The 21,164-nt window shown below is 66.9% G+C and carries 14 protein-coding genes; 9 read left to right on the top strand and 5 right to left on the bottom strand.

The features are described from left to right. The first annotated feature begins 180 nt into the window (after positions 1–180). The 6 genes from ACZ1A1_RS10660 to ACZ1A1_RS10635 all read left to right on the top strand — a co-directional run bounded on the left by ACZ1A1_RS10660 (position 181) and on the right by ACZ1A1_RS10635 (position 8,762). Positions 181–1,383 carry a 2-aminoethylphosphonate--pyruvate transaminase gene (locus tag ACZ1A1_RS10660; RefSeq protein ID WP_463619899.1) on the top strand — a complete coding sequence of 401 codons (1,203 nt, stop codon included), beginning with the start codon at positions 181–183 and terminating at the stop codon, positions 1,381–1,383. Positions 1,384–1,401: 18 nt separating this feature from the next. Beyond that, positions 1,402–2,664: a phosphonoacetate hydrolase gene (phnA, locus tag ACZ1A1_RS10655; protein ID WP_463619898.1), complete on the top strand. Its 1,263-nt coding sequence runs from the start codon at positions 1,402–1,404 to the stop codon at positions 2,662–2,664. 105 nt (positions 2,665–2,769) lie between these two features. Continuing rightward, positions 2,770–4,224, top strand: coding sequence for a phosphonoacetaldehyde dehydrogenase (gene phnY / locus ACZ1A1_RS10650; RefSeq protein ID WP_463619897.1), 1,455 nt, complete (start codon positions 2,770–2,772; stop codon positions 4,222–4,224). Between the two features lie 241 nt (positions 4,225–4,465). Continuing rightward, positions 4,466–5,488: a putative 2-aminoethylphosphonate ABC transporter substrate-binding protein gene (locus ACZ1A1_RS10645; RefSeq protein WP_409529969.1), complete on the top strand. Its 1,023-nt coding sequence runs from the start codon at positions 4,466–4,468 to the stop codon at positions 5,486–5,488. Between the two features lie 80 nt (positions 5,489–5,568). Beyond that, positions 5,569–6,744: a putative 2-aminoethylphosphonate ABC transporter ATP-binding protein gene (locus ACZ1A1_RS10640; protein WP_463619896.1), complete on the top strand. Its 1,176-nt coding sequence runs from the start codon at positions 5,569–5,571 to the stop codon at positions 6,742–6,744. Positions 6,745–6,746: 2 nt separating this feature from the next. After that, complete coding sequence (locus tag ACZ1A1_RS10635) at positions 6,747–8,762, top strand: putative 2-aminoethylphosphonate ABC transporter permease subunit (protein ID WP_463620109.1); 2,016 nt, start codon at positions 6,747–6,749, stop codon at positions 8,760–8,762. 73 nt (positions 8,763–8,835) lie between these two features. Here the strand turns inward: ACZ1A1_RS10635 and ACZ1A1_RS10630 are convergent, their stop codons facing one another. Continuing rightward, a complete protein-coding gene (locus ACZ1A1_RS10630) occupies positions 8,836–9,870 on the bottom strand; it encodes a GlxA family transcriptional regulator (protein WP_463619895.1) in 1,035 nt (344 codons plus the stop codon). A gap of 198 nt (positions 9,871–10,068) precedes the next feature. On the opposite strand from ACZ1A1_RS10630, the gene ACZ1A1_RS10625 reads away from it, so the two are divergent. Further along, complete coding sequence (locus ACZ1A1_RS10625) at positions 10,069–10,851, top strand: DeoR/GlpR family DNA-binding transcription regulator (protein WP_463620108.1); 783 nt, start codon at positions 10,069–10,071, stop codon at positions 10,849–10,851. An 88-nt stretch (positions 10,852–10,939) separates the two neighbouring features. Then, a complete protein-coding gene (locus ACZ1A1_RS10620; RefSeq protein ID WP_463619894.1) occupies positions 10,940–13,390 on the top strand; it encodes a GcvT family protein in 2,451 nt (816 codons plus the stop codon). 35 nt (positions 13,391–13,425) lie between these two features. On the opposite strand, the gene ACZ1A1_RS10615 is transcribed toward ACZ1A1_RS10620, so the two are convergent. Together ACZ1A1_RS10615 and pbfA are read right to left on the bottom strand one after the other, a co-directional pair. Then, positions 13,426–14,436: a 2-hydroxyacid dehydrogenase gene (locus ACZ1A1_RS10615; protein WP_463619893.1), complete on the bottom strand. Its 1,011-nt coding sequence runs from the start codon at positions 14,434–14,436 to the stop codon at positions 13,426–13,428. Between the two features lie 37 nt (positions 14,437–14,473). After that, positions 14,474–15,835 (bottom strand): (R)-1-hydroxy-2-aminoethylphosphonate ammonia-lyase, encoded by a 1,362-nt coding sequence (pbfA, locus tag ACZ1A1_RS10610; protein ID WP_463619892.1) that lies wholly within the window; start codon positions 15,833–15,835, stop codon positions 14,474–14,476. Positions 15,836–15,966: 131 nt separating this feature from the next. Here pbfA and ACZ1A1_RS10605 point away from each other — a divergent pair, with 131 nt between their 5' ends. Further along, positions 15,967–16,836 (top strand): LysR substrate-binding domain-containing protein, encoded by an 870-nt coding sequence (locus ACZ1A1_RS10605; protein WP_463619891.1) that lies wholly within the window; start codon positions 15,967–15,969, stop codon positions 16,834–16,836. A gap of 31 nt (positions 16,837–16,867) precedes the next feature. Here ACZ1A1_RS10605 and ACZ1A1_RS10600 read toward each other — a convergent pair whose 3' ends face one another. Both ACZ1A1_RS10600 and ACZ1A1_RS10595 read right to left on the bottom strand, forming a co-directional pair. Then, on the bottom strand, positions 16,868–18,577 hold the full coding sequence (locus ACZ1A1_RS10600; RefSeq protein WP_463619890.1) for an ABC transporter ATP-binding protein: 1,710 nt from the start codon (positions 18,575–18,577) through the stop codon (positions 16,868–16,870). Continuing rightward, positions 18,574–21,111, bottom strand: coding sequence for an ABC transporter ATP-binding protein/permease (locus ACZ1A1_RS10595; protein ID WP_463619889.1), 2,538 nt, complete (start codon positions 21,109–21,111; stop codon positions 18,574–18,576). Before ACZ1A1_RS10595 ends, ACZ1A1_RS10600 begins: the two co-directional genes overlap by 4 nt. Positions 21,112–21,164 lie beyond the last annotated feature (53 nt).

Here is a 21,164-nt window from a genome sequence, read left to right as displayed (position 1 = left end):
AGCTATGCGTTCATTAAGACGAACGATTTGGCTTATGTAAAGTGACGGAGTTCATTTGAACCGTCTGGGCTTCCCTATAATCATAAATACAATCGATAGATTGATACAAAAGAACGATTTTACATATATATCTTTCCGTCCCATTGTCGTCCCCGGATATGCCAAACGTGAGGACGGACCATGCCAACCACCGCTTCCGACAGGGCCAGCGCCCCCCTTGAGACGCCGCGACTCGGCGAGCCCTATCTTCTGACGCCCGGCCCGCTGACGACGGCCTATTCGGTCAAGGAGGCCATGCTCAGGGACTGGGGTTCCTGGGACGGCGACTTCCGCGCCATGACGGCGGAGCTGCGCCGCGAGCTGCTCGATATCGCCGGCGACACGGCGGGCGAATTCGACTGCGTGCCCATGCAGGGCAGCGGCTCCTTCTCGGTGGAGGCCATGCTCGGCAGCTTCGTGCCGAAGGACGGCAAGGTGCTGGTGCTGAGCAACGGTGCCTATGGCAAGCGCATCGCCCAGACGCTTTCCTATCTCGGCCGCGACCATGTGGTGATCGACAAGGGCGACTACATGCCGCCGCGCGGCAGCGAGGTCGCCGCCGCGCTGGAAGCCGATCCGGCGATCAGCCATGTCGTCGTCGTTCATTGCGAGACCAGTTCGGGCATCCTCAACCCGTTGAAGGAGATCTCCGAGACCGTCTATGCGCATGGCCGCAAGCTGCTGGTCGATTCCATGAGCGCCTTCGGCGCGGTACCGGCCGGCGTCAACGATTTCCGCTATGAGACGATCGTCTCCTCCGCCAACAAGTGCATCGAAGGCGTGCCCGGCTTCGGTTTCATCATCGCCCGCAAGAGCGAGCTGGAGGCCGCCAAGGGCCGCAGTCATTCGCTCAGCCTCGATGTCCATGCCCAGTGGGAACACATGAACAAGACCGGCCAGTGGCGCTTCACGCCGCCGACCCATGTCGTCGCCGCCTTCCTGGAGGCGCTGCGCATGCATCGCAGGGAAGGGGGAGTCGCCGCCCGCGGCGCACGCTATGCCCACAACCGCGATGTCATGGTGGCCGGCATGCGCGAGCTCGGTTTCGAGACGCTGCTCGCCGACCGGTGGCTCTCGCCGATCATCGTCACCTTCTTCAGCCCGGCCCATCCGGCCTTCGCCTTCGATCACTTCTACGACCTCATGAAGGACAAGGGCTTCATCATCTATCCCGGCAAGCTGACGGTGGTGGACAGCTTCCGCGTCGGCTGCATCGGCCGCATGGACGAGCATGTCATGCGCCGCGTGGTGGAGGCCGCCCGCTCCTCGCTGGCCGAAATGGGTGTCGACAGCGCCGCTCCGCCGGCCATCGCCCTTGAAGAACGCAGCCGTCTCGCGGCCTGAAAGAGAATGGAACCCTCGATGAACCAGATGTCCAAGATCACCGTCACCGCCAATCGCCGCACCTATCCCTGGCCGAATGTCCCGGCCATCGCCATCTGCCTCGACGGCTGCGAGCCGGCCTATCTCGACGAGGCCATCAAGGCCGGCCTGATGCCGACGCTGGAGCGCATCCGCAAGACCGGCACGGAGCGCACCGCGCTCAGCGTCATCCCGAGCTTCACCAACCCGAACAACCTGTCCATCGCCACCGGCCGCCCGCCGGCGATCCACGGCATCTGCGGCAACTATCTCTACGAGCCCGCCACCGGCAAGGAAGTGATGATGAACGACCCGCGCTTCCTGCGCGCGCCGACCATCTTCAAGGCCTTCTACGATGCCGGCGCCAAGGTGGCGGTCGTGACGGCAAAGGACAAGCTGCGCGCCCTTCTCGGCCATGGCCTGAAATTCGACGACGGCCGCGCGATCTGCTTCTCCTCGGAAAAGTCCGACAAGTCGACCAAGGCGGAGCACGGCATCGAGAATGCATCGGCCTGGCTCGGCCGGCCGGTGCCGGAAGTCTATTCGGCCGACCTCTCCGAATTCGTATTCGCCGCCGGCGTCAAGCTCCTCAAGGAATTCCGCCCCGACGTGATGTACCTGACGACGACGGACTACGTGCAGCACAAATATGCGCCGGGCGTGCCGGAGGCCAATTCCTTCTACGAGATGTTCGACAAGTACCTGACCGAGCTCGACGCCCTCGGCGCGGCGATCATCGTCACCGCCGACCACGGCATGAAGCCGAAGCACAAGGCGGACGGCTCGCCGGACGTCATCTATGTGCAGGACCTGCTGGACGAATGGCTCGGCAAGGACGCCGCCCGCGTCATCCTGCCGATCACCGACCCCTATGTCGTCCATCACGGCGCGCTCGGCTCCTTCGCCACGGCCTATCTGCCCGAGATGGCGGACAAGGAGGAGATCATCGAGAGGCTGAAGGCGGTGGAGGGCATCGACGTCGTGCTCTCGCGCCCGGAAGCCTGCATCCGCTTCGAACTGCCGGACGACCGTATCGGCGATATCGTCCTCGTTTCCTCGCAGAACAAGACGCTCGGCACCAGCGAGCACCGGCACGACCTTGCCGCGCTGAACGAGCCGCTGCGCTCGCATGGCGGCCTCACCGAGCAGGCGGTGCCCTTCATCGCCAACCGCGTCCTGCCGGAACTCTCTTCGGCCGGCACGCTGCGCAATTTCGACGCCTTCTACTACGCGCTCGTCGCGGCCGCCCAGCCGGCGCACTAGGGCATCCTGCGGCCGGGCGGAACCGTCCGGCCGCAGCCGCTCCGGATCCAAGGACATAGAGCGTTGCCGCAAGAGGAGAAGCGGACGCGCTCCGAGGAGAAAGTCATGACGAAAGTGGAAACGACGTTCGCGATCCGCCACGAGCCCATGCGGATCGCCGGCAAGGCGGTCGATACCGAAGGGCGGATCGAGGTGCACTATCCCTGGAACGACGCCGTCATCGGCACCGTTCCGGCGGGCCATGCCGAGCATGCAAGAAAGGCCTTCGAGATCGCCGCGGCCTACCAGCCGAAGCTGACGCGCTACGAGCGCCAGCGCATCCTCCTCAAGGCGGCCGAGCTTCTGGTCGCCCGCAAGGAGGAGGTCTCCGACCTCATCACGCTGGAGCTCGGCATCTCCAAGCAGGACTCGCTCTACGAAGTGGGCCGTGCCTTCGACGTGCTGACGCTCTCGGGCCAGATGTGCATCCATGACGACGGGGAGATCTTCTCCTGCGACCTCACTCCGCACGGCAAGGCGCGCAAGATCTTCACCACCCGCGAGCCGCTGACCGCCATCTCGGCGATCACGCCCTTCAACCACCCGCTCAACATGGTGGCGCACAAGGTCGCCCCGGCGGTCGCGACGAACAATTGCGTCGTGCTGAAGCCGACGGAGCTGACGCCGATGACGGCGCTCGTCTTCGCCGACATCCTCTACGAGGCCGGCCTGCCGCCGGAAATGCTCTCCGTCGTCACCGGCTGGCCCGGGGACATCGGCATGGAGATGATCACCAATCCGGATTTCGATCTCATCACCTTCACCGGCTCCGTGCCGGTCGGAAAGCTGATCGCCGCCCATGCCCAATACAAGCGCCAGGTGCTGGAACTCGGCGGCAACGACCCGCTGATCATCCTCAACGATCTTTCGGACGACGATCTCGCCCGGGCGGCGGACCTGGCGGTGGCGGGCGCGACGAAGAATTCCGGCCAGCGCTGCACGGCCGTCAAGCGCATCCTCTGCCAGGAACGCGTCGCCGACCGCTTCGTGCCGCTGGTGCTGGAGCGGGCGAAGAAGCTGCGGTTCGGCGACCCCATGGACCGCACGACGGACCTAGGCACGGTCGTCCACGCCAGGGCGGCGGAGGTCTTCGAGCGCCGCGTGCACAAGGCGGCGGAGGAGGGGGCCGAGGTGCTCTACGATCCCGGCCGCAGGGGCGCGCTGCTGCCGCCGATCGTCGTCGACCGGGTTTCCCATGCAAGCGAGCTGGTCATGGAAGAGACCTTCGCGCCGATCATCCCGATCGTGCGCGCGCCCGACGACGACGACGCGCTGATCGCGCTTTCCAATTCCACCGCCTTCGGCCTTTCCTCCGGCGTCTGCACCAACGATTTCCGCCGCATGCAGAAATACATCGCGGGCCTGAAGGTCGGGACGGTGAACATCTGGGAAGTGCCGGGCTACCGCATCGAGATGAGCCCCTTCGGCGGCATCAAGGATTCGGGCAACGGCTACAAGGAAGGCGTCATCGAGGCGATGAAGAGCTTCACGAACGTGAAGACCTTCTCCCTGCCGTGGTGATCCGGGCCAGCCCCTGCGGGATCACCTTTTGCTGGGAGCCGCTTCGCGCGGCTCCCTTTTTTATGGTCTTCGACAGGGTCTTTTCCATCGTTTTTATTTTCCGAACGATAAGAATAATAAATTTTACTTACTGAAAACCCCTGCCAGAATGCCTCGTGAAGCCGACCGTAACCAAGGGTGACGACAGATCGCCCGCCGCGCTTCCCGGGTTTTTTCCAGGTCTCCAGAGAGGATTTCAATCATGAACAGACGCATGCTTTTTATGCTTGCCGGCGCCATGTCCGCCGTGCTTCCGACCATTGCATCCGCCGAGACCGCGCTGACGGTCTATACCGCCGTTGAGGCCGTCGACCTCGACCGCTACAAGGAGACCTTCGAGAAGGCCAATCCCGACATCAAGATCAACTGGGTGCGCGATTCCACCGGCGTCATGACGGCCAAGCTGCTCGCCGAGAAGGATAACCCGCAGGCCGACGTCGTCTGGGGCGTGGCCGCCACCTCGCTGCTCCTCCTCAAGACCGAGGGCATGCTGGAGCCCTACCAGCCGAAGGACGTCGAGGCGCTCGACAAGAAATTCGTCGACAAGGACACCCCGCCGAGCTGGGTCGGCATGGACGCCTATGTCGCCGCGCTCTGCTACAATACGGTAGAAGGCGAGAAGCTCGGCCTGACGCCGCCGACGAGCTGGGAAGACCTCACCAAGCCGGAATATAAGGGCCATATCGTGATGCCGAACCCGGCTTCCTCGGGCACCGGTTTCCTCGACGTTTCCGGCTGGATGCAGATGTGGGGTGAGGAGAAGGCGTGGAGCTTCATGGACAAGCTGCACGAGAACATCTCCGCCTACACCCATTCCGGCTCCAAGCCCTGCAAGATGGCGGGCGCCGGCGAGGCGGTGATCGGCGTCTCCTTCGAATTCCCCGGCGCCAAGGCCAAGAGCGCCGGCGCGCCCATCGACATCATCTTCCCCTCGGAGGGCTCGGGCTGGGAAGCCGAGGCGACGGCCATCATCGCCGGCACGCCGAACCTCGAAGCCGCCAAGACGCTGGTCGACTGGTCGATCACGAAGGAAGCCAACGAGATGTACAATGTCGGCTATGCCGTGGTCGCCTATCCGGGCGTCGCAAAGCAGGTCGAGCACCTGCCGGCGGATATCTCCTCCAAGATGATCGACAACGACTTCGAATGGGCCGCCAACAATCGCAACGCGATCCTGAAGGAATGGCAGAAGCGCTACGACGCCAAGTCGGAGCCGAAGAGCTGACACCGCTCGGCCGGGCGGAGCGCCGTCGCGCTCCGCCCATCCCGTTCTCCTCAAATCCTTGAAGCCAGCGGAGCTTGCCGATGAGACATGCCCTGTCGATCGAACCGACGCCCACCAGCCCGTCCCGGGCTGCCGAACGCGCGGCGGACCAGCCGGCCCCTTATCTGGAGATAACGGATCTGTGGAAGGCTTATGGCGATTTCGTCGCGCTGCGCGACATCTCGCTGAGCATCGCGAAGGGCGAGTTCATCTGTTTCCTCGGTCCCTCCGGCTGCGGCAAGACGACCCTGCTCAGGGCCATCGCCGGCCTCGACCTCCAGACCAGGGGCATCATCCTCCAGGGCGGCCGCGACATCTCCACCCTGCCGGCCTCCAGCCGCGACTACGGCATCGTCTTCCAGTCCTACGCGCTCTTCCCGAACCTCACCATCGAGCAGAACATCGCCTTCGGCTTGGAGAACACCGGCCGGCCCAAGGCGGAGGTCGCCGCGCGGGTCGCCGAGCTTCTGGAAACGGTCGGCCTGTCCGCGCATGGCAAGAAGTACCCCGCCCAGCTTTCCGGCGGCCAGCAGCAGCGCATCGCGCTTGCCCGCGCCATCGCCATCTCGCCGGGCCTTCTCCTGCTCGACGAGCCGCTTTCGGCGCTCGACGCCAAGGTGCGCGTGCATCTTCGCCATGAGATCAAGGCGCTGCAGCGCAAGCTCGGCGTCACTACGATCATGGTGACGCACGACCAGGAGGAGGCGCTCGCCATGGCCGACCGCATCGTGGTGATGAACCACGGCGTCATCGAGCAGGTCGGCTCGCCCACCGAGATCTATCGCCATCCCGAAACCCTCTTCGTCGCCGACTTCATCGGCGAGACCAACCAGTTCCCGGCGAAGGTCGCCGCGGATGGCGAGGTCGAGATCGGCCATTCCGCCTTCCGCTGCCCGACGGGCGATTTCGCCGCCGGCGCGACCGCGACCGCCGTCGTGCGCCCCGTCGACATCATCCCGCACGGCGCCGACGCGCATGCGGTCAACGCCGTCGACCGGCCCTCGACGCCGCAGAACCTGATCGACGCCGAGGTCCGGGAAATGGAATTCCTCGGCATGTTCTGGCGCACGCGGCTGACCGCGCCGCGGCTCGGCGAGCGCACGCTCGTCGCCGACTTCTCGGTCAATGCCGTGCGGCGCCTCAGCATCGAGACGGGCGGCGTCATCCAGGTGGAGATCCCGCGCGAGCGCCTGCTGCTCTATCCGAGGAGCGCATGACGATGAGCCTCGCCCTCGAAACGCCCCATCTGCCGCTCGCCGGCAAGCGGCTGCGGCAGCAATCCTCCCGCGACGACCGCATCAAGCTCGGCTTCATGGCCGTCATCGGCCTCTACCTGATCGTCGCGCTCGGCGCGCCGCTTTTCGTCATGCTGTCGAAGTCGCTGTCGACCTATCGCTTCGACCTTGCGGCCTTCGAGTTCCAGGTCAGCGACGAGACGGGCGCCAACTGGGGGCCGGTCGTCAGCGCCGCGCAGTTGAACGAGACGCTCGGCGCGGTGCCGGAAAGCGAGCTTTCCAGCAATTCCGACGGGCGGCTGGCGGCGACGAAGTTCTTCCCCGAATTCAAGTTCCGCAGCCCCGTGCACTACCGCATCCGCGGCACGACCGCCGATGCGGCCTTCCTCGTCGGCTCGACGCTGGAAAAGGGCACCGAATGGCGCGACTACGATTCCGGCACCTTCCGCCGCATCGTGCTGCGCCCGGCGCGCAGCCTCGGCCTCGATAACTTCGCGGCCTATTTCTCGACGCCGGCGCTCGCCCAGTCGATCTACAATTCCGTGCTGATGGCGGCCATCAGCACGGTCTTCACCGTCGCCATCGCCTTCGCGCTCGCCTACGGGCTGACGCGGAGCTGCATGCCGCTGAAGGGGCTCTTCCGCGGCGTCCTGACGATCCCGATCCTCGTGCCCTCGCTGCTGCCCGGCATCGCGCTCGTCTATCTCTTCGGCAACCAGGGCGTCTTCAAGGACTGGCTGATGGGCTATTCCATCTACGGTCCGATCGGCATCGTCATCGGCTCGGTCTTCTTCACCCTGCCGCATGCCTTCCTGATCATCCTGACGGCGCTTTCCGTGGCCGATGCGCGCCACTACGAGGCCGCCGCCTCGCTGAAGGCCAGCAAGTGGCGCACCTTCACCACCGTCACGGTGCCGGGCGCGCGCTTCGGCCTCGTCTCGGCCGCCTTCGTCGTCTTCACGCTGGTCATCACCGATTTCGGCCTGCCCAAGGTGATCGGCGGACAATATGGCATGCTCGCCGTCGATATCTACAAGCAGGTGATCGGCCAGCAGAATTTCGAGATGGGCGCGGTCGTCTCCGTCATCCTCCTCGTGCCGGCCATCCTCGCCTTCGCCGTCGACCGGCGCATGCAGAAAAGGCAGGTGGCGCTGCTGTCGGCCCGCGCCGTGCCCTATGCGCCGAAGCCGAATGCCCGCACGGACGCGATCTGCTTTGCCTTCGCCTGCCTCGTCGGCCTCTTCATCCTCGGCATGATCGCCATGTGCCAGATCGCCGCCCTCGTGAAATTCTGGCCCTACGACCTGACGCTGACGACGAAGAACTTCGCCTTCGACCTGATGGACGGCGGCGGCTGGGAAGCCTATGGCAACTCGATCAAGCTGGCTTTGCTGACGGCGCTGTTCGGCTCGCTCGTCGTCTTCGCCGGTGCCTATATGGTGGAGAAGGCGGACGGCTTCCGCGTCGGCCGCGGCCTCTTCCATTTCCTGGCGATGATGCCCATGGCGGTGCCGGGCATGGTGCTCGGTCTTGCCTATATCTTCTTCTTCAACAATCCGGCCAATCCGCTCCATCCCATCTACGGCACGATGGCGATCCTCGTCGTCTCCACGGTGACGCACTTCTATACCGTCGCGCACCTGACGGCGCTGACGGCCCTCAAGCAGATGGACCCGGAATTCGAATCCGTCGCCGCCTCGCTGAAGCAGCCTTTCCACCGGCTGTTCTTCCGGGTTACGGTGCCGGTCTGCCTGCCGGCGATCCTCAACATCGCGATCTATCTCTTCGTCAATGCGATGACGACGGTCTCGGCGGTGGTCTTCCTGTATTCCACCAACACCAAGCTCGCCTCGGTCGCCGTGCTCAACATGGACGATGCCGGCGATATCGCCCCGGCGGCCGCCATGGGCATGATGATCTTCTACACCAATGTCGCCGCCAAGCTCATCCACGCGCTGATCTCTCGCGGCCTGCTTGCGCGGACCCAGGCATGGCGCTGACGAAAGCGTCGAAGGATGCATGAAGAAGGCCCCTCTCCATCGCGGAAGAGGGGCCTTTCCTTTGGGGCTTGTCTCAGGCGACGTGCCGCTCGTCGTCGCGGCGGCTCTCGGAAAGGGACCGCCGCTCGGCTTCGGCAAGGCGCGTTCCCTGCGGCGTGCAGCCGTAACGCTCGCGATAGGTGCGGGAGAAGTGGGAGGCGGTGGAAAAGCCGCAGGCCATGGCGATCTCGATGACGGGCAGCGAAGAGGTGGCGAGCAGCAGATGCGCCCGCTCCAGCCGCAGGTCGAGATAGTAGCGCGCCGGGGTGCGGCCCATCTCGCGGCGGAAGAGGCGCTCCATCTGGCGGCGCGAAAGCCCGCTTGCCGGCGGCATGTCGGCGAGCCGCAGCGGTTCGGAAAGGTTGGCCTCCATCTGCTGGATGATGCGGATCAGGAGGGCATTGTCGATGCCGAGGCGGGCCTGCAGCGGCAGGCGCTGGCGTTCGCCGGCTTCCCGCAATTGCCCGCAGAGTGCCATCTCGCAGATGCGGTTGGCGACATCCTTGCCGAGGTCCCGCTCGATGACCTCAAGAAACATGTCGAAGGACGCATTGCCGCCCGCGCAGGTATGGAGATCGGCGTCGATCTCGAATGTCGTCTGGCGGGCCTTCGCGGCAGGGAAGCGCTCGGAGAAATCCGGGAAATGCGCCCAGTGCACGGCGCAGCGCCGCCCGTCGAGAAGCCCGGCGCGGGCGAGCGGATAGAGCCCGCCGGCAAGGCCGGCCAGCGGGATCCGGCTGCGCCGGCAAAGCCGCAGCCACGCCTCCAGCGGCCGGTCGGACGCGGGGATCGCGCTGCCGCCGCACACGACGGCGAAGCGCGGCGCCATCCCCGGCCGGCAGAGCCATTCGCGCGCCTCGGCAAGGGAATGGTCGGCGGCGACGCGCATGCCGCAGGCGGAACCCGCCGGCCGGCCATGCGCCGTCACGACCTGCCATTCGTAGACCGGGCGGCCGGCGACCTCGTTGGCGATGCGCAGGGCGTCGAGCGCCGCGGAGAAGGCATGCAGCGCGAAGCCGTCGATGAGGCAGAAGATGAAACGGCTGCCGTCCATGCGTGCCTGTTGCATTGTCCCCTCCCGGTCGTGGAAAACCATGACAACAGAATGGGAAGAATAATTACATAATGCAACATAAAAAGACATTTTAGTCGTATGTTTCGGTAGGATTGCCTAGGATGACACCGTCCATCGCCCAAACGGGCGGGCTTGGGCGGCAAATGTCGCGCCCGGCTTGTCAAAGCGACAAAAATGATCGCAGATATCGCCATGTCCGGTTCCCAGAACACCCGCGCCCTCGCGCCCCGCCGCCATGGCGAAATCCTGCGCCGCCTTGCGGCGGACGGCACGGTGAGCATCACCGAGCTTGCCGCTTTCTTCGACGTGTCGCGGCAGACGATCCGCCGCGACCTGAAGCTTCTCGCCGAGCGCGGCCAGCTCGACCTCGTGCATGGTGGGGCGACGCTGTTCGAGGCGACCGAGGCGGCCTTCACCGAGCGGCGCGAGGAGAATGCCGACGCCAAGGCGGCGATAGGCCGCGCCGCCGCCGGCCTGGTGCGCGACGGCATGGTCGTCTTCCTCGATTCCGGCACGACGACGCTCGCGGTGGCGCAGGCCCTTTCCGAGCGGAAAAACCTCACGATCTGCACCACTTCGCTCTCCGTCGCGCTTCTGATGTGCCGGCAGCCGCAGGTGCGGGTGCACATGCTCGGCGGCGAGATCGACCCGGACGAGGAGGCCTCGGTCGGCATCGACGCGCTGGAGGCGATCGCGCATTTCCGGGTCGACGTCGCCTTCCTCGGCGGCGGTGGCCTGTCGCCGGACGGCGAGGTGACGGACTTTACCCGCAGCGGCGCGGAACAGCGCTCGCGCATGGCCGAAACGGCGAACCGGGCCTATTTCGTGCTCGACAGCTCGAAATTCGGCCGGTTGACGCCGCTGCGCATTCCGCGCTTCGAGGCGGCGGCCGGCGTGATAGTCGACCGCCGCCCGCCGGAGGCCATCGCCGAGGCGCTGGAGCGGAGAGGGCCGGTCCTGATCGTCGCCATGTGACTAAATGTAATATTTTGTAACTTTCTGTCTTGTTCTTTGGCGGCGTTTTGGTACCGTGCGGCCTTCCATGGCTTCGGGAGGTCGTTTCATGGCGCAGGAATTTCCAACACAGGCGCAGGTCGTCATCATCGGCGGCGGCATCATCGGCTGCTCGGTGGCCTATCACCTGACGAAGCTCGGCTGGCGGGACGTCGTCCTCCTGGAGCAGGGTCAGCTCAGCGGCGGCACCACCTGGCACGCCGCCGGCCTCGTCGGCCAGTTGCGCAGCCACGCCAACATGACGAGCCTCATCAGATACTCCACGCAACTCTACAGCGAGCTGGAGGCGGAGACGGGGCTTGCCACCGGCTGGAAGAACTGCGGCTCGCTTTCCGTCGCCCGCAGCACCGACCGGATGACCGTGCTGAAGCGCACCGCCGCCTCCGCCCGCGCGCAGGGCGTAGAGATCGAGGTTATCTCGCCGAAGGAGGCGCAGGACCTCTGGCCGGTCATGGCGATCGACGATCTTGCCGGCGCCGTCTGGCTGCCCGGCGACGGCAAGGCCAATCCGACGGACCTCACGCAGTCGCTCGCCAAGGGCGCACGCAGCCGCGGCGCCCGCATCGTCGAGCGGGTGCGCGTCACCGGCATCTCCACCGCGAACGGCGCCGTCACGGGTGTCGAGACGGATCGCGGGGCGATCGCCGCCGAGGTCGTCGTCAACTGCGCCGGGCAATGGGCGCGCAAGGTGGGGCTGATGTGCGGCGTCCCGGTGCCGCTCCATTCGGCCGAACACATGTACATCGTCACCGGCCGCATCGAGGGCGTGCATCCGGATCTTCCGGTGATGCGCGATCCCGACGGCTACATCTATTTCAAGGAGGAGGTCGGCGGTCTCGTCATGGGCGGCTTCGAGCCGGAGGCCAAGCCCTGGGGCATGGCGGGCATTCCCGACGATTTCGAATTCGCGCTCCTGCCGGACGACTGGGACCAGTTCGAGATCCTCATGCAGAGCGCCTTGCAGCGCGTGCCGCAGCTTGCGACCTCGGAGGTCAGGAAGTTCTACAACGGCCCGGAAAGCTTCACGCCGGACAACAATTTCATCCTCGGCGAGGCGCCGGAGCTGAAGAACTTCTATGTCGGCGCCGGCTTCAATTCCATGGGCATCGCGAGCGCCGGCGGGGCAGGGCGGGCGCTGGCGGAATGGATCGTCAACGGCGCGCCGACCATGGACCTCTGGCCGGTGGACATCCGCCGCTTTGCGAGCTTCAACAACAATCCGCGCTGGCTGCACGACCGTGTCAAGGAAACGCTCGGCCTGCACTATGCCATGCCCTGGCCGAACCGCGAGCTGGACACCGCGCGGCCCTTCCGCCGCTCGCCGCTCTATGACCGGCTGGCCGCCAGGGGCGCCTGCTTCGGCTCGAAGATGGGCTGGGAGCGCGCCAACTGGTTTGCCGCCGACGGCGAGGCGCCGGTAACGGACTATGCCTTCGGCAGGCAGAACTGGCACGCGGCGGTGCGGCGCGAGATGAAGGCGACACGCGAGGCCGCCGGCCTCTTCAACCAGACCTCCTTCGCCAAGCTGATCGTGCAGGGCCGCGACGCCGCGACGGCGCTCAACCGCATCTGCGCCGCCGAGATCGATGTCGAGATCGGCCGCTCCATCTATACAGGCATGCTGAACGAGCGCGGCGGCTATGAGAGCGACCTGACGGTCATGCGCCTTGCCGCCGACCGCTTCCTCATCGTCACCGGCTCGGCGCAGGCGGTGCACGATGCCGACTGGATCCGCCGGAACATCCCGGCCGATGCCCATGTCACGCTCACCGACGTCACCTCGGCCTATGCGGTGCTGGCGCTGATGGGGCCGAAGTCGCGCGACATCCTCGGCCGGCTCACCTCCGCCGACCTTTCCGATGAGGGTTTTCCCTTCGCCACCATCCGCGAGATCGATATCGGCTATGCCACGGCCTATGCCAACCGCATGACCTATGTCGGCGAGCTCGGCTGGGAGCTGATCGTGCCGACGGAATTCGCGGTCGGCGTCTACGAGGCGCTGCAGGAAGCCGGCAGGGACCTCGGGCTCGTCGATTGCGGCTACTATGCGCTGGAGGCGCTGCGCCTGGAGAAAGGCTACCGGGCGTGGAGCCGCGAGCTGACGCCGGATATCGATCCCTATCAGGCCGGCCTTGCCTTCGCGGTCGCGCTGGACAAGCCCGGCGGCTTCATCGGCCGCGATGCCGTCGCCGCCGCGAAGGCGAGGGGAACGCCCTCGCGCCGCATCGTGCAGTTCACGGTGGACGATGCCGGGCCCATGCTATGGGGCGGCGAGCTGATCCTGCGCGACGGCAAGCCCGTCGGCGAGGTCCGCTCAGCGGCCTATGGGCATACGCTCGGCCGCTCGGTCGCGCTCGCCCTCATCGAGCATTCCGGCGGCGTGGACAGGGCGTTCCTGGAGGGGGGCCGGTTCGAGGTCGAGCTTGCCGGCGAGCGCTTCGCCGTCACCGCTCATCTGGCGGCCGCCTACGACCCGAAGGGCCTGCGGGTCAAGGCATAGGCTTCGGGCGCGGCGCGGCCTGCCCCGCCTTCCCTTCAGGCGAACCGGACATTGCACTCCTGCGCCCGCAGGCGCGGATCGTGCGAGCGGATCTCGACGGACTTTCCGTCCAGGATCTCGAAGCATCGCGCCAGCGTATCGTCGGTGAGGCGCTGCATCGCCTCGGCGGTGAAGAATGCCAGATGCGGGAGGAGGATGGCGTCCGGGCGACCGAAGAGCGGGCTCAGCATATGCCCCGTCTTTGCCAGCGGCTCCTCCTCGTAGACGTCCAGCCCGACGCCGCCGAGGCGGCCGGCCAGCACGGCTTCTACCAGCGCCGCCTCGTCGACCAGCGCCCCGCGCGAGACGTTGACCAGCACTGCCGACGGCTTCATGCAGGCAAGCGCCGTGCGGTCGATCAGATGGCGCGTCGAAGGGCTGAGCGCGGTGTGCAGCGAGACGAAATCGCATTGCCGCAGCATGGCATGCAGGTCGTCCGCTTTTTCCACCCCATGGCCGGCCATGACGGACGCCTCGACATGCGGATCGAAGCCGAGGACCCGCGCCCGGAAGCCGGCAGATGCCATGCGCGCCATGCTGCGGCCGATCTTGCCCATGCCGACCAGCCCCACCGTCGCGCCGGCGATATCGCGGCCGAGCCAGCGGGGTTCCGGCCAGAGCCAGCTGTCGTGCTCCATCGCCCGGCCGATCTCGGGCAGGCGCCTGGCAAGGGCGATCATCAGGGCGAAGGCCGCCTCGGCCACGGTCTCCTGCGCATAATCCGGCACGTTGACGACGGGAATGCCCCGCGCCATGGCCGCCGGTATGTCGATGGCGTCGATGCCGACGCCATATTTGACGATGCCCTTCAGCCGCCGCGCCGTGGCGATGACGGGCGCGGTGATCGGCGTATAGCACATCAGGAGGAGATCGGCCTCCGCCACCTCCCGCATCAGCTCCTCCTGCGGAATGTCGGCCGGCAGGGTGACGAGGTCGACGCCGCGCGCCCGCAGGCCGGCGTCGATGTCGGGGCATTCGAGCTCCCGGTCCGTGCGGACGGCTTTCATGGGGTATTCTCCCGTGCTTCGCTGCATTCCGTCCTCCTCATCCTGCCAGGATCGCCGCTTCGACGATGGTCAGCGCCCGGTCGAGGTCCTCGCGCGCGATCACCATGGGCGGGGAGAGCGTCATGACGTTGCCCTGGCTGATCTTCAGGCTCAGCCCCGCCTCCAGGCAGCGATAATAGGCCCGTTCGGCTAGCCCGTTGTCCGGCGTGAAATCCGCGCGGTCGGATACGAGCTCGACGCCGAAGAGCAGGCCGCGCCCGCGCACGTCGCCGATGGCGGGGCAGCGCTCCGCGAAGGTGAGAAGCCGCTCCATCGCATAGGCGCCGAGTTCGGCGGCCCGCTCGGCAAGCCCTTCCTCGCGGATGATGGAGATCGTCGTCAGTGCCGCGCGGGTCGTCACCGGGTTTTTCTCGTGGGTGTAGTGGCCGATGGCATAATCGCCCGCCACGTCGAGGTCCCGCCGGGCGACGATGCCGGCAATCGGCAGCACGCCGCCGCCGAGCGCCTTGCCGAGCACAAGGATGTCGGGAACGACCTCGTCATGCTCGCAGGCGAAGAAACGGCCGGTCTTGCCGAGGCCGGTCGGAATCTCATCGAAGATCAGCAAGGTCCCGTGCCGGTCGCAGGCCTCGCGCACCGCCTTCCAGAAGCCTGGGGCCGGCGGATTGGGCGTCGCGCGCATCGGCTCGGCGACCAGCGCGGCGAAATCGCCCTCGCGGCCAAGTACGTAGGAAATCATGCTGGCGCAGGCCTTGGCGGAGCGTTCGAGATCGTCCTGGCCGTAGGCGCAGCGCCGGCTTGTCCAGGGGGCGACATGCTCGGCCCCCGGCAGGAGTGGCCCGGCAATGCCCGAGCGGAAGGTCGCCTCGCCGCCGACGCTCGACGCGCCGAAGCCCGCGCCGTGGAAGGCATCCCAGAAGGAAAGGGTCTTGAAGCGGCCAGTCGCGGCGCGGGCGAGCCGCAGCGCGACCTCGATCGCGTCGGAGCCGCCCGTCGTGAACAGCACCTTGCCGAGATCGCCGGGCGCCAGCCGGCCGAGCGTTTCCGCCAGCTCGACCGCCGGCTCGCAGGTGAAGCGGCGCGGTGCGAAGCCGAGCGTGTCGATCTGCTCCTTGATCGCCTGCCTCAGCCGCGGATGGCCGTAGCCGATATGGTGCACGCTGTTGCCGTGGAAATCCATGTAGCGCCGGCCGGCGGTGTCCTCGATCCAGATGCCTTCCGCCTTCGCGATGGCGCTGAGGCAGGGGCTCGAAAGGCTCTGGTGCAGGAAGGCGGCGGCGTCGCGCGAGACGAGGTCCTGCGTTCGTCCGTCCCCGAGGCGCGCATTCCAGGCCCCGCGTGCGGCGGATGTATTGGCCTCGCCCTCCGTGTGAACCAGCGTGGATGCCGTGGTCTTCATCGCTATCTCCGATCCGTCTGCCTGCGACAGGAAAGCTATCGCATCGTTCGGTTTGCAGATAAAATCGATATTCTCGACAGCAATGAAGAATTAATCGATACTGCGGCCTCCACGAAAGGCCTTCATCCACCATGCGCTATGTCCAGCTTCGGGCTTTCCACCATGTCGCCCTTGCCGGGAGCTTTTCCCAGGCGGCGCGCGACCTCTCCCTCACCCAGCCTGCCATTTCCGACCAGGTGCGCTGGCTCGAGGAGGAATACGACGTTCCGCTTTTCGTGCGCAAACGCCGGCAGCTCACGCTGACCCCGGCGGGCACGCGGCTGCTGGCGGCGACGCGCCGCCTGTTCGACGCGGAAGGCGAAGCCCTCGACGTGTTGCAGGAGGAACGCTCGCTGCGGGCGGGCGTGCTGCGCATCGCCGCCGATTCGGTGGATCACGTGCTGGACGTGCTCACGGTCTACCGGGAGCGGTTCCCCGGCATCCAGATCAGGATCGTCGGCGGCAATTCCAGCAGCATCGTCGAGGACCTGCTCGCCTATGACGTGGATATCGGCGTCCTCGGGGAGCTCGCCGACGAGCGGCCCTTCGAGGTCCTGTCGCTCAATGTTTCGCCCGTCGTGCTCTTCGTCGCGCGATCCCACCCGCTGGCGGGGAATGCGAGCCTGTCACTGCAGGCGTTGAGTGCATGGCCGCTGGTCATGCGGGAAGAGGGATCTCGTACCCGGATGATGGTGGAAAAGCTCGCCGAGGCGAAGGGCATCACCCTTCGCTGCGCCATCGAGGCCGAGGGGCGCGAAGCCGTCCGGCGCATCGTCGCCGCCGGCGTCGGGGTCGGCATGGTCTCGCAAGCCGAGTTCGACAACGATCCGAGGCTGGTCAAGATCGCGCTCGAAGGCCAGCCGCTGACGATGCACGAGAAGCTGATCTGCCTGAAGGACCGCCGCAACGGCAAGGCGATCCAGGCCTTCTTCGCGACGGCCCGCAGGCTGGTGCAGGGATAGCCGCACTTTCCGGGGGAAGAGATTGCCCCGCTTATGCGAACGCCCAGTCTCTAGCCCGGCGGCGGCTGTTCCAGTAGGTGGCGAAGCGGCCTCCGGCGGCGATGAGGTCGTCTCGGCTGCCTGCCTCGACGATGCGGCCGTGTTCCACGAAGAGGATGTGGTCGGCCTTCGCGATGGTCTCGATGCGATGTGCGACGACGAGGGCGGTGTGGTGGCCGAAGCGGGTGAGGGCGTTGGCGACGGCGACCTCGTTCAGCGTGTCGAGGCCGCTCGTCGCCTCGTCGAGCAGCAGGATCGGCGCGTTCTTGAGCAGCGCGCGGGCGATGCTGACGCGCTGGCGCTCGCCGCCGGAAAGGTTGTTGCCGCCTTCGCCGACCGGCGCGTCCCAGCCGCCAAGACGCTCGACGATCTCGTCGACGCAGGCTGCCGCTGCCGCCGCGCGCAGCGCCGCTTCATCGGCCTCGGGGCGGGCGAGACGGATGTTCTCGGCAATGCCGCCCTCGAAGAGCTGCACATTCTGGAAGACGACGGAGAGCTGGTCCATCAGGGTATTGGGCGCATAGGCGCGCACGTCGTGGCCTGCGACGCGGATTTCTCCGGCGGAGACGTCGTGCAGGCGGGCGATCAGCGTGAGGATCGTGCTCTTGCCGGAACCGGACGGGCCGACCAGCGCGGTCATCCTGCCGGCTGGGACGGTGAAGGTAACCCCGTCGAGGATCGACGTGCCGTCGATGTTGAAATGCACGTCGCGGAATTCGATGTCCGGGGTGCCGGGCGTGCTGTCCTGTGAGGGGACCGGCTGGGCAGGAACGTCGAGCACGGCGAGGGTTCGCCCGGCGGCGGCATGTGTGGATTCGAGCGCGGGGAAGAGCTCCGAGAGGGTATTCAGCGGCTCAAGAAAGCGGAGGACCACGACGATCAGCGCCACGGTGCGGGCGGCATCGACGGCGCCGTCCATATAGAGGAACGCCAGGACGGCCACCATGGCGATGAGCGTCGCCTGCATGGCGAGCGAGAAGAGTAGCATGCCGGGCAGGGCGAACCAGAGGACGCGCAGTCCACTGGATTTCTGGGCGTCGATAGCTGCTCCGAGTGGCGTACCCTCCATGCCGGTGCGGCCGGCGGCGCGCAGCACGATCTGGGCGCGGGCGAATTCCTCCGTGCGCTCGGCGGCCTCGCTGGAGGTGGCGGCGAAATCGGCCTCGGCGCGGCGCATCAGCCGCCCGCCGAGAAGGAGGGCGCCGAGCAACAGTGGTGCCGAGGCAAGCGCCGCAAGGCCGAGCGGCCAGGCGACGAAGAAAAGGCCGATGGCGATGGCGAAGGGCAGCGTGGCGGCGATGGAGGCCTGCGTCGCCAGGTTGACCGAGCTTGCGAAGAGCTCCGGCACCGCGCCGGCGAGCGCGCGTTTGGCCTGCGATCGTTGCGTGGCGCCGAACCAGCCGATCGGCACGGCGAGGAGATGATCGACGAGACGGGCGTTCATCGACGTCATCATGGCAAAGCCGAGATCGAAGGCGCGGATCACCAGAAAGCGCTCGAGCGCCCAGCCGGCCGCGACGCTTGCGGCAAGCAGGCCGAGCCAGGCAAGCGCATCCTGCGGAACCGGCGAGAACAGCGCGCCGAGCAGCGGCACGAGGGCGAGGGCGGATGTCGCGCGCAATCCGGCCGCGACGACGACGAGGACGGCAAAGGGCACGAGGCGCGGGCGGGCTTGCGGCGGCAGAAGGGCGGAGATGATCACGAGGCTTTCCTTTCGCCGGCCTGCCAGAGGTCGCGGTAGAGGCCGGGCTCGGCGATCAGCGCTGGATGGCGGCCCTGCTGCATGATGCGGCCGCGATCCATGACGACGATGCGGTCGGCATGCACCACGGTGTGCAGCCGGTGCGCGACGACGAGGACCGCGCGCCTGCCGATGAGTGCGCCCAGTGCCTGCTGCACCAGATGCTCGGATTCCGGATCGGCGAAGGCGGTGGCCTCGTCGAGCACGAGGATCGGCGGATCGGCGATCAGCGCGCGGGCGATGGAAAGGCGCTGCGCCTCGCCGCCGGAAAGCTGGATATCCTCGCCGAGAATGCTGTCATAGCCTTTCGGCGCCTGCGCGATGCGCTCGTGGATATGGGCGGCGCGGGCGGCCGCCTCGATTTCGCCCTGGCTCGCCTCGGGGCGGGCGAGCGCGATGTTTTCCCGGAGCGTTCCCCTGATCAGGCGCACATCCTGGAAGACGAAGCCGACGGTGCGCTGGAGAACCTGCGGGTTGATGTCGCGAATGTCGATTTCCGTCTCGCCCGCGATCAGTTGGATCGCGCCGCCCGTCACATCGTGGAAACGGCCCGGCAGGCCGGCAAGGGTGGACTTGCCCGCGCCGCTCGGGCCGACCAGGGCCGTCAGCGTGCCGGGCGCGAGCACGAGGTCGATGCCTTCGAGCACCGGCTTGCGCGGCCGGTAGCCGAAGCTGACATTCTGGAAGCGCAGGCCGAGTGGACCCGGCGAGAGGGCGCGCAGCGAGCGGCTGCGATCGAGCTCCGGCTCCTCCAGCAGCGTGCCGATGCGGCTTGCCGCCTGCTTCGCCTCGCGCATCGGCACGAAGCCGTACATGACGGCGGTGATCTGCGTGCCGAAGGCGGTGCCGAGGAAGAGGAAGGGCAGGAGGTCGGCGGGCGCCATGGCGCCGGAGAGGATGCGCCAGCAGCCGGCCGCCGTGATGAGCAGCAGGAAGGCCGGCGGCTGGATCGCAAGCTGCGAGGCGACCTTGCGGCCGGCCATCGGGCGCTGCCAGCCGTTGAGGAAGGCCGCCTGGCCGTTCAGCACCGCGCGCAACGCCCTGCCGTCGCCGCCGAAGACGCGCACGACGGGCAAGGCCTCGATGAAGGCGCTGGCCGCGGCATTGGCGCGCCTGGTCCAGTCGGCATATTCCACCAGCTTGTCGGCGACGCCACGCATCATGTGGGCGAAGAGGGCGACGAAGGCGATGAGCGGCAGGAAGAGCAGGCCGGCGAGCGCCGCATCCACGGTGAAGAGATAGATGATGACCGCGAGCGGCGTGACGATGCCGGCGACGACGTCGGGCACGGCATGGGTGACCATGTAATGCAATCGCCCGGCATCCTCCTGCACCGCCTGGTGCACGCTGGCGGCATTGCGGTCGGTGAACCAGCCGAGCGGCAGGCGGGCGAGCTTGGCGACGATCGAGCGGCGCAGCTCATGGCCGAAGCGGGCATCCACGGCATGCAGCCAGAACATCAGCACGGTCGAGAGCAGGGCGGCACCGCCGAAAAGGCCGAGCGCCCACAGGATCAGCGGCGTCAGTGTTTCCCGATTGGCATCGCCCGCCAGCAGCCGGCGGCCGAGTTCGGCGAGCAGCACCAAGGGGGCGAGCTGCGTCAGCGAGATGACGGCCTGCAGGGCGCCGGCGGCGCGCAGCTTCCAGCGCAGCGATGCGAGCAGTTCCTGTCCGCGCTGCGAGCGCCAGCGCGGCGCGGCCTTCCGAGGGGGCGCGGCGGGCGGTGGCGGAGCGGGTGCCGCCGGCTCTTCGCCCGCTTCCTTGCGCAGGCGCATCGCCTTGCCGCGGATCCAGTAGGCGGCGTGCTTGATGTCGGCGAGCGGGAAGCCGTGCACGCGGTTGAGGTTCGCGCGCAAATCCTTGATCGCGGCGTTTTCCGCGGCAATCCAGGCATACCAGTTCGACCAGTCGCGGGCGGGCACGGCGGCGGCGAGCGCGCCGGTGCCTTCGCCGGTCCAGATCACCTCGGCGCCCGGATGGAAGGTGACGGGAATATCCCGGTCGGCCGGCAGATGGGCCTGCAGGATGACGACGACGGCGGCGTCCGGCGGCAGCACGGCGAGAATGCCGTTGATGGCGGGAATGGCCGCGGGATCGCCCATCAGCAGGTAGCCTTCCGGATTTTCCGGCGGCTCGAACTTGTGGAACATGTAGTATGACGCGTTGATCGTGTCGCCGGGCCTTGCCGCCGCCGCCCAGGCGGAGGCCGGCCCCATCGGCTCGTGCAGCACGAAATCGAAGCTGACCTCGCCGCGCGCCGGGTCCGGGTCGACCAGTGTATAGCCGCGCTGGTGCACCTTGGCCGGGTCGTCGGGATCGGGCGCCCAGAGGCGGACATAGCTTGCCGTCGGCGTCTCGCGCCCGTCGATCATGGTCGGGGCGGAAAAGCGGATGCGGCGGAAACCGGGCGTGAGGTTCGTGGCCGAAACCACCGTCATGACGTGATCGGTGGCTCCGAGAGCCTTCATCATCGTCCGCTGGAAACGCGCACCCATCAGCGGCCCCGCAAAAGAACGGAAAGATGCGGCCCGGCCGGCAAGACCGGGCT

The sequence above is a fragment of the Shinella sp. R2-11 genome (assembly GCF_055330205.1).
Note: the sequence above shows the minus strand (reverse complement) of the source record. Positions and strands in the feature narration are given on the sequence as shown.